The 8,273-nt window shown below is 69.7% G+C and carries 6 protein-coding genes; 3 read left to right on the top strand and 3 right to left on the bottom strand.

Features of this window, described 5'->3' with window-relative positions; all coding sequences use genetic code 11:
- Positions 1-125 precede the first annotated feature (125 nt).
- Complete coding sequence (locus FRW57_RS13725; RefSeq protein WP_152186238.1) at positions 126-2,429, bottom strand: transglycosylase domain-containing protein; 2,304 nt, start codon at positions 2,427-2,429, stop codon at positions 126-128.
- Between the two features lie 226 nt (positions 2,430-2,655).
- On the opposite strand from FRW57_RS13725, the gene FRW57_RS13720 reads away from it, so the two are divergent.
- On the top strand, positions 2,656-3,366 hold the full coding sequence (locus FRW57_RS13720) for a PadR family transcriptional regulator (RefSeq protein WP_152186237.1): 711 nt from the start codon (positions 2,656-2,658) through the stop codon (positions 3,364-3,366).
- A gap of 3 nt (positions 3,367-3,369) precedes the next feature.
- A complete protein-coding gene (locus tag FRW57_RS13715; RefSeq protein WP_152186236.1) occupies positions 3,370-4,461 on the top strand; it encodes an inositol-3-phosphate synthase in 1,092 nt (363 codons plus the stop codon).
- Positions 4,462-4,719: 258 nt separating this feature from the next.
- Here FRW57_RS13715 and FRW57_RS13710 read toward each other — a convergent pair whose 3' ends face one another.
- On the bottom strand, positions 4,720-5,610 hold the full coding sequence (locus tag FRW57_RS13710; protein WP_137119590.1) for a DUF559 domain-containing protein: 891 nt from the start codon (positions 5,608-5,610) through the stop codon (positions 4,720-4,722).
- A gap of 267 nt (positions 5,611-5,877) precedes the next feature.
- A complete protein-coding gene (locus FRW57_RS13705) occupies positions 5,878-6,825 on the bottom strand; it encodes a lysylphosphatidylglycerol synthase transmembrane domain-containing protein (RefSeq protein WP_162529361.1) in 948 nt (315 codons plus the stop codon).
- A gap of 77 nt (positions 6,826-6,902) precedes the next feature.
- On the opposite strand from FRW57_RS13705, the gene lhgO reads away from it, so the two are divergent.
- Positions 6,903-8,099, top strand: coding sequence for an L-2-hydroxyglutarate oxidase (gene lhgO / locus FRW57_RS13700; RefSeq protein ID WP_137119588.1), 1,197 nt, complete (start codon positions 6,903-6,905; stop codon positions 8,097-8,099).
- The last annotated feature ends 174 nt before the right edge of the window (positions 8,100-8,273 follow it).

Genomic DNA, 8,273 nt, shown 5'->3' with positions numbered 1-8,273 from the left:
TGCCAGGTCCGCGACACGCGCGCGAAGCTTCCCAGCGGGCCGCCGACGAGCTCGGTGGCCGCGGCCACCACCCGGTCCTGCCGCGACGGGGCCAGGCCCGGATCGGTCGAGGGCATGTGGGCAGACTACGGCGCTGGGACGAGCGCGTCGTCCGGCACCGCCTTCTCCTCGCCGGCGGGAGAGGTGGTGCTCGGCTCGGGGGACAGCGGAGCCGGTGGCGGCTCGGTCCGCGTGTGGTCCCGGCTGCCCGCGTCCCCACCGCGGGTGGTGCTGCTCGTGCTCGCCTCCGACGTGCTCGACGTGGTCAACGTGTTCGGCGCAGAGCTGGACGTCGGAGGCGGCGGCGCGGTCTCGCTCGAGGTCGACGACGAGCTCGACGAGGTGGCCGCCTTGGTCGCCGTCGACGTCACGGTGGTCGTCACCTCCGTGGTGGTCGGCGCCTCCGAGGTGGAAGCGGTGGTCGGCGCCGTCGTGGGCACCTTGTCGTCGTTGACGCCGGCCCGCGGCGGGAACTGCTCGACCTTCTCGCCCTTGAGCGCCCCGATCATGAAGTCGGTCCAGATGCTCGTCGGGTAGGTGCTGCCGGTGAGCCCCCCGAAGCCGCCGATCTCCTGCATCGGCTTCGGGGTGCCGTTGACGTCGTTGTACATGCCGACCGCTGCCGTCAGCTGCGGCGTGAACCCGTTGAACCACACCGACAGGTTGGCGCTGGAGGTGCCGGTCTTGCCGGCCGCGGGACGGCCGAGCCGCTGGGCGGTGCGGCCGCTGCCCTGCTGGATGACCTGCTCCATCGCGTTGGTCGTGTCGGCCATGACGTCCTTGTCGAAGACCCCCTGTGTCTGCGGCTTGGCCCGGTAGTCGATGGCGCCGTCGACCGACTTCACGCTGCTGACCAGGTATGGCGTGCCTCGTTTGCCCTGCGCGGCGATCGTCGCGTAGGCGTTCGCCATGTTGGTCACGGTGGGGGACGCGGTCCCGAGGATGTTGGCGGCGTTGGGCAGCAGGCCGGGCGTGTCCTTCGGCAGGCCGGCGTCAAGGGCTGCCTGCATGGTCTTGTCGGGGCCGACCTGGAGGTTGAGCTGGACGAAGACGGTGTTGACCGAGTGCGCCGTGGCCGTCACCAGGTTGATGTCGCCGAACTGCTCGTTCTGGAAGTTGGTGACCTTGCCCTGGGGGTTGCTCGCGCTCTCGAACTCCGGGAAGTACTGCGGGCTGTAGCCCGGGAAGCGGTCGTGGGTGCTGATGTCACCCTGCAGACCGGCGATCAGACCGAACGGCTTGAACGTCGAACCCGCCTGCATGTGGGCTTGCGTGGCCGCGTTGAACTGGCTCTTGGAGTAGTCCTTCCCGCCATACATCGCCACGATCGCGCCATCACCCGGCTTGATCGCGGTCAGCCCGACGCGCAGGTGCTCGGTGTTCTTGCCGGTCGGCATGTCCTTGTTGACGGCGGCGATTGCCGCTTGTTGTGCCTGCTTGTCGATGGTGGTCGTGATCCGCAACCCGCCGCGGTCGATGTCGGCGTCGCTCAGCTTGAGCTTGTTCTTGAGCTCGTTGCGCACCTCGGCGGTGATGTAGCCCTTCGGGCCCGCGTCCCCCGAGCGCTGTGGCTTCTTGACGTCCGGGAAGTGGGCACGCGCCTTCTGCTGCGGCGTGATCCAGCCTTCGGACGCCATACCATTGATGACGTACTGCCAGCGCGCCTTGGCGTCGGCGGCAGCCTTCGGGCCGTTGGCCGGGTCGTAGTAGGTCGGCCCGCGGACGACGCCCGCAAGGAACGCGCTCTCGTTGAGGTCGAGCTGCGAGGCGTTCTTGTGGAAGTAGGCCTGGGCGGCGAACTGGATGCCGTAGGCGCCGCGACCGTAGTAGATGGTGTTGAGGTAGTTGGCCAGGATCGTGTCCTTGGACTGCTGCCGGTCCACCTTGATCGAGATGATCGCCTCGCGCCACTTGCGCGAGATCGTCTGGTCGGAGCTGAGGAAGTAGTTCTTGACGTACTGCTGGGTGATCGTCGAGCCGCCCTGGGTCGAGCCGCCGGTGAGGTTGTTCCACAGCGCCCGGGCCATGCCGGTCGGCGAGATACCCCTGTTCTCGTAGAAGCTGCGGTCCTCGGCGGCCAGGATCGCCTTCTGCATGGTGTCGGGGATCTGCGTGATCGGCACCGACTCGCGGGCGCCGCCGGCCGCGCTGATCCGGTCCATCACGGTCTTGCCGTCGGAGTAGTAGACGATCGAGCTCTGGGCGTTGGCCAGCTGGTTGGGAGTGGGGACGTCGATGACCAGGTAGCTCACCACGAAGGCGCCGATGCCGAGGACGATCAGCGTCAGCAGACCCCACAGGGATCCGAGAAGAGCCTTGCGCTTCTTCGAGCGCTTCTGGCCCTTCTTGTGGGCCGACGGCTTGCTCGGCTTGCTCGAGCTGGGGTTCACGGGCCTACTTCCGGACGGGTGAGCGGTTCGGCGGGGTTCGGGAGCGGGTCCCCTGCCGCCAGTATGTCGGCGTTCAGTATGCCGTTGCGGGACCCGCCGCGGCGTGGGCGGACTGGCGGACGCGGTCGCCACCGTCTACCATCGTGCTCAACGATATATCGATCCGATATATCGTCGTGGTCCCTGGTCACGATCAATCCAACGACGGACGGGCGGGTGAGTTCCGGTGAGCAGGCGCAGCGCCATCCTCGAGCTCGCCGTCCTCGGGCTGCTGCACGACGCCCCGATGCACGGCTACGAGCTGCGCAAGCAGCTGTCCTCGGTGCTCGGTGCGTTCCGCGTCGTCTCCTACGGCACGCTCTACCCGTGCCTGCGTTCGCTGCTCGAGCGCGGCTGGATCGCCGAGGCCGGTTCCGTCGGCTCCACCGGATCCGTCGGGCCGGGCGCGGCGCAGTCTGATGAGTCAGCGGGGCTCGGAGCTGGTGGCGGCCGGGGCAAGCGGGCGCGGATCGTCTACGAGCTGACGCCCGAGGGCAAGGACCAGTTCCAGGAGCTGCTGACCCGCTCGGGCCCGGCGGCCTGGGAGGACGGCACGTTCGACGTGCACTTCGCGTTCTTCGGGCGCACCGACACCGACGTGCGGCTGCGCATCCTCGAAGGTCGGCGCAGCCGGCTCGAGGAGCGCCTCGACGACCTGCGGGCCTCCAGCCGGCAGCGTCGCGAGCGCGCCGACGCCTACACCGCCGAGCTGCAGAGGCACGGCTTCGATTCCACCGAACGAGAGGTCCGTTGGCTCACCGAGCTGATCGAGACCGAGCGTTCGGCACACGCTGCGGGCGCCTCCGCCGCGGACCCTGCCGGCTCGCCGGCGACCACCCGGGCGACCGACCGCCATACGTCGGAAGCCAACTCACCTGATTCCCACCTCAAGGAGTAACCCATGGGTTCCATCCGCGTCGCCATCGTCGGCGTCGGCAACTGCGCCAGCTCGCTGGTGCAGGGCGTCGAGTACTACAAGGACGCCGCGCCGGGCACGGACGTCCCCGGCCTCATGCACGTGACGTTCGGCGACTACCACGTCAGCGACGTCGAGTTCGTGGCGGCCTTCGACGTGGACGCCAAGAAGGTCGGCTTCGACCTGTCCGAGGCCATCACCGCCTCGGAGAACAACACGATCAAGATCGCCGACGTGCCGCCGACCGGTGTCACCGTGCAGCGGGGCGTGACCAAGGACGGCCTCGGCAAGTACTACTCGGAGACCATCGAGGAGTCCGACGCCGAGCCGGTCGACATCGTGCAGACGCTGAAGGACAACAAGGTCGACGTGCTCGTGTCCTACCTGCCGGTGGGCTCGGAGCAGGCAGACAAGTTCTACGCGCAGTGCGCGATCGACGCTGGCGTGGCCTTCGTCAACGCGCTGCCGGTCTTCATCGCGTCCGACCCGGAGTGGGCCGCGAAGTTCGAGGCTGCGGGCATCCCGATCATCGGGGACGACATCAAGAGCCAGGTCGGCGCCACGATCACCCACCGGGTGATGGCCAAGCTGTTCGAGGACCGCGGCGTGGTGCTCGACCGCACCTACCAGCTCAACGTCGGCGGCAACATGGACTTCAAGAACATGCTCGAGCGGGAGCGGTTGGAGTCCAAGAAGGTCTCCAAGACCCAGAGCGTCACCTCCAACCTGCACGGTCCGCTGGGTGGGAAGAAGAGTGACCGCAACGTCCACATCGGCCCATCCGACTACGTCGCGTGGCTCGACGACCGCAAGTGGGCCTACGTCCGGCTCGAGGGCCGCGCGTTCGGCGACGTGCCGCTCAACCTGGAGTACAAGCTCGAGGTCTGGGACTCCCCCAACAGCGCCGGCATCATCATCGACGCGATCCGGGCGGCCAAGATCGGCCTCGACCGCGGCATCGGCGGCCCGCTGCTCTCCCCGGCGGCCTACCTGATGAAGTCCCCGCCGGAGCAGCGCCCCGACGACATCGGCCGGGCGCAGGTGGAGGCATTCATCCAGGGCTCCGTCGAGCGCTGACGAAGCGCGACCTCAGGCTCGAGCGCTGAGGCTCCAGCCAGCACAGCGAGCGCAGGTGAGGGGCGGGGCCATCCGGCCCCGCCCCTCACCCATCCTTGGGTGGCGAACGTCAAGCCACGCTGGCGAACTCACCAGAATCCACCCGTATGACGCCTGGTCGCCAATGTTCGCCAGCGTGAGCCGACGCCTCATTGACCATGCTCGCGCTTCTTGGCGGCAGGGTCGCTCCGCTCAATCCTCGCCGTCCGGCGTCGCCGCTCAGGGCAGCCCTGCCGGCACTGGGACCGCCTCACCCCGCTGTTGAGCTGCGAGGCCCCGAAGGCACCAGAGCACGTACTCGGGGCGGTGCATGACCTTCTCCCACGTAAAGCGCAGCACGATCCATCCGCGCACGACCAGGTCGTCGTAGCGTTCGCAGTCCGCGTCATGCTCGGACCGCCCGGCATGGAACTCGTAGCTGTCCGCCTCCAGGACCACCCGCGTCCGACGATCTCCGAGGTCGACCATCGCGAAGAAGCCCGGTTGAGCGATCTGGAGCTGTGGCGTGAACCGAAAGTGCGGGACCTCCAGGGCGATCGACCGTAGGACCGACTCGAAGGGGTTCGCCGCCCGATGATCGGCGGTCGTCGCAACCTTGCGCGCTTTGGCGGAACCACGTCCACGAAGCTCGCTGGCTTCCTGGACGAGGACCCGCTTGCGAACAAGTCCGGAGCGCAGTGCTGAGTCGGCCACCGCGAGGGCGACGTCAAACGGCAGATCCATGGCGCAGTCGAGCACCGTCCGCGTCGGCTCCGTAACGCCGTCGACCACGTCCCGCTCCGCAAGATCCCTCCAGTGCGGTCTCACCTCGCGCTGGTCCTCACTCCTGACCGTTCGGTGGCGTCCCACTGTGACCTGCGCTCGCGACGGCACGAACTTGACCTTCCAGCCCCAGTGCATCGCGGCGCTCAGGTGCGACAACGTGGCCGACATCTGGTGTGCCCGGGCCAGGTGATCGCTCGCGGTCGGCAGGGCATAGCGACCGCGCCGCGTGCGAACGATGCTGCCTGCCCGGACGGCAGCCGCGATCTGCCGATCTGTGGCGACCACCAGGAGCTGCGGCCGGCCGCAGATGCCACCCTCGCGCGCGAGGACCTCGATCAGTTGCACCCCAGCAACTTGCCCGACGGCGGCGAGGTCGCGCAGAAGTTGTCCACATCCCTGGCCCACGCCTCCCTACGCCGACTGGCGGCGCTAGACCGGCACACGGCGTCAAGCCGCGCTGGCAAACCAGGGCGAGCCAGCGCCATACAGGCTCCATCGATCACCTTTGCCAGCGCGGCTTGACGCCTCGGAAGGTGGCAGGCGCAGCGGGGACGGGGTGCCAGCGCGACTTGCGATGTGTCACCCCCCGCGCGCCCGTTGGCGCACGGGTGATCAGTGGAGGTCGGGCGCGGGCTCGGTGGGGCGGCGGCGCAGCAGGCGCCAGGCGGACAGGGCAGCCCCGCCGGCCAGCGCGATGTCGGTGACGATGAAGACCATCCGCGAGACGACTGCGATGCCGAGCGCCTCCCCCGACGCCATCACGCCGGCGAGCGCGCTGACGATGATCGCCTCCCGGACACCGGCCCCCGACGGCGCGACGACGATGACCAGGCCGGCTCCCATCGCGAGGGCGAATCCGCCCAGGCAGCGCAGGAACCCGTCCCACCCCGTCGCTCCAACAGCGTCGGCCAGCAGCCACAGGGAGACTCCGTAGCACAGCCAGGTCGCCAGCAGCCACCCGAACGCCTCGCCCACCCCGCGCCACGACAGCGCACGCGGCAGGGGCGCCCGCCGCAACGCCCGCAGCAGGAGGTTGACGAGGCGGGTCAGCACCCACGGGAGCGAACAGGCCAGCGCAACCGGCACCAGCGCCAGCAGGAACCACGTGTATGACGAGTCCGCCGCGGCCAGCGCCGGGAGCCCGATCACACCGACGGTCAGCGCGCTCGAGATGGTCAGGCCGATCCAGCACAGGGACGCCGTGAAGGTCCGTGCGCGCGGAACTCCGGAGCGAGTGGCGAGCTCCATCTGCACCACGACCGACCAGACGCTGCCGGGGAGGTACTTGCCGAGCTGGCCGACCAGGAAGATGCGGCCCGCATCGACCACCCGGAGGGGGTGTCCCTCGTCGGCGAGCAGCGCCCGCCACGACAGCATCGCGGTCACGCTGCCGACCAGCACGGCGACGGTCGACAGGGCGAGGCCGGAGATCGGGATGGCGCGAATCGCGACACGCACCTCGGCCCACTGCGTCACGATCGCGTAGACAAGGGCCGCGACGACCAGGACCGCCAGCACCGGACGGAGGACCTTGACCAGTCGCGACAGGCTCGGCCTCACCCATCCACCACGTCGACTCGGCACCGCAGCTGCGGCATGTCCCTCCTCGGTGTCCGCGTGTTTGTAGCGTAGTGGCCATGACCCACGCCCCCCACACCGTCGTCATCGGCGGCGGCATCGTCGGTCTGGCCGTGTCCGAGCGGCTGACCCGCGACCACCCCGGTCGGCACGTCACGGTGCTGGAGAAGGAGGACGGGTGGGCGCGGCACCAGACCGGGCGCAACAGCGGGGTGATCCACTCCGGGCTCTACTACGCCCCCGGCTCACGCAAGGCCGTGATGTGCCGGGCGGGTGCGGCGTCGATGGTGCGGTTCGCGCGTGAGGAGAAGATCGCCCACGAGATCTGCGGCAAGCTCGTGGTTGCGGCCTCCGACGACGAGCTGCCCGGGTTGCGGCGGCTCGCCGAGCGGGGTCGGGCCAACGGCATCGAGGTGCACGAGCTCACGCCGCGCCAAGCCAGGGAGCACGAGCCGCACGTGAATGCCGTTGCGGCGCTGCATGTCCCGAGCACCGGAATCATCGACTACAGCGCGGTCTGCCAGGCCCTCGTCACCCGGTTGGAGCAGGCGGGCGCCACCCTCACCCGGGGTGCGGAGGCCCTCGGCGCCACCCGCACCGGCGACCGGCTGCGCCTGGCCACATCCGTCGGCACCCTGGAGGCGGACGCGGTGGTCAACTGCGCGGGGTTGCAGAGCGACCTGGTCGCGCGGCGGCTGGGAGCCGACCCGAGTGCCCGGATCGTGCCGTTCCGCGGTGAGTACTTCGAGCTGCGGCCCGACCGGCGCCACCTCGTCCGGGCGCTCATCTACCCGGTGCCCGACCCGAGCTTCCCGTTCCTCGGCGTGCACCTGACGCGTGGGGTGGACGGCGGGGTCCACGCCGGCCCCAACGCGGTGCTCGCCTTCGCACGCGAGGGCTACGGCTGGCGGCGGATCGTGCCCCGCGAACTGGCGCAGACCCTGGGCTTTCCGGGCTTCTGGCGGCTCGCTGCCCATCACGCACGACCGGGAGCCGCCGAGATGGCCCGGTCGGCGTCGCGTCACCTGTTCGCCGAGAGCCTGCGCCGGCTGGTGCCGGAGGTCCGCGACGACGACCTCGTCCCCGCCACGCCGGGCGTGCGCGCCCAGGCGCTCCGCCGCGACGGATCGCTGGTGGACGACTTCCTCATCGAACGGTCACCCGGCGTGGTCAACGTGCTCAACGCGCCGTCACCCGCAGCAACGAGCGCCTTCGAGATCGCCGACCACGTCGTCGGGCTGCTGCCGGCGGACTGAGCCGGGCACGCGTCATACGAGCCGGTATGCCGGGTGGGCGGTCGCGGGCGGTGCGGATCCTGCAGGCCCGGGGGTGGGTTCCGGTGGACCGGGCTCTGCGGGCCCCGGGGGACCGGGAGGAACCGGCTCGGGTCGGCCGGGCTCGCCTGGACCAGGTGGCGTGGGCGCGGGCGG

This window comes from Segeticoccus rhizosphaerae (assembly GCF_009192725.1).
Taxonomy (GTDB): Bacteria; Actinomycetota; Actinomycetes; order Actinomycetales; family Dermatophilaceae; genus Segeticoccus; species Segeticoccus rhizosphaerae.
The sequence above is the reverse complement of the archived record's forward strand: the minus strand, read 5'-3'. Positions and strand labels throughout refer to the sequence as shown.

Coding starts and splice junctions, on each gene's coding strand:
- lhgO (WP_137119588.1), top strand. CDS start 6,903: ATGACCCACGCCCCCCACACCGTCGTCATCGGCGGCGGCATCGTCGGT.
- FRW57_RS13715 (WP_152186236.1), top strand. CDS start 3,370: ATGGGTTCCATCCGCGTCGCCATCGTCGGCGTCGGCAACTGCGCCAGC.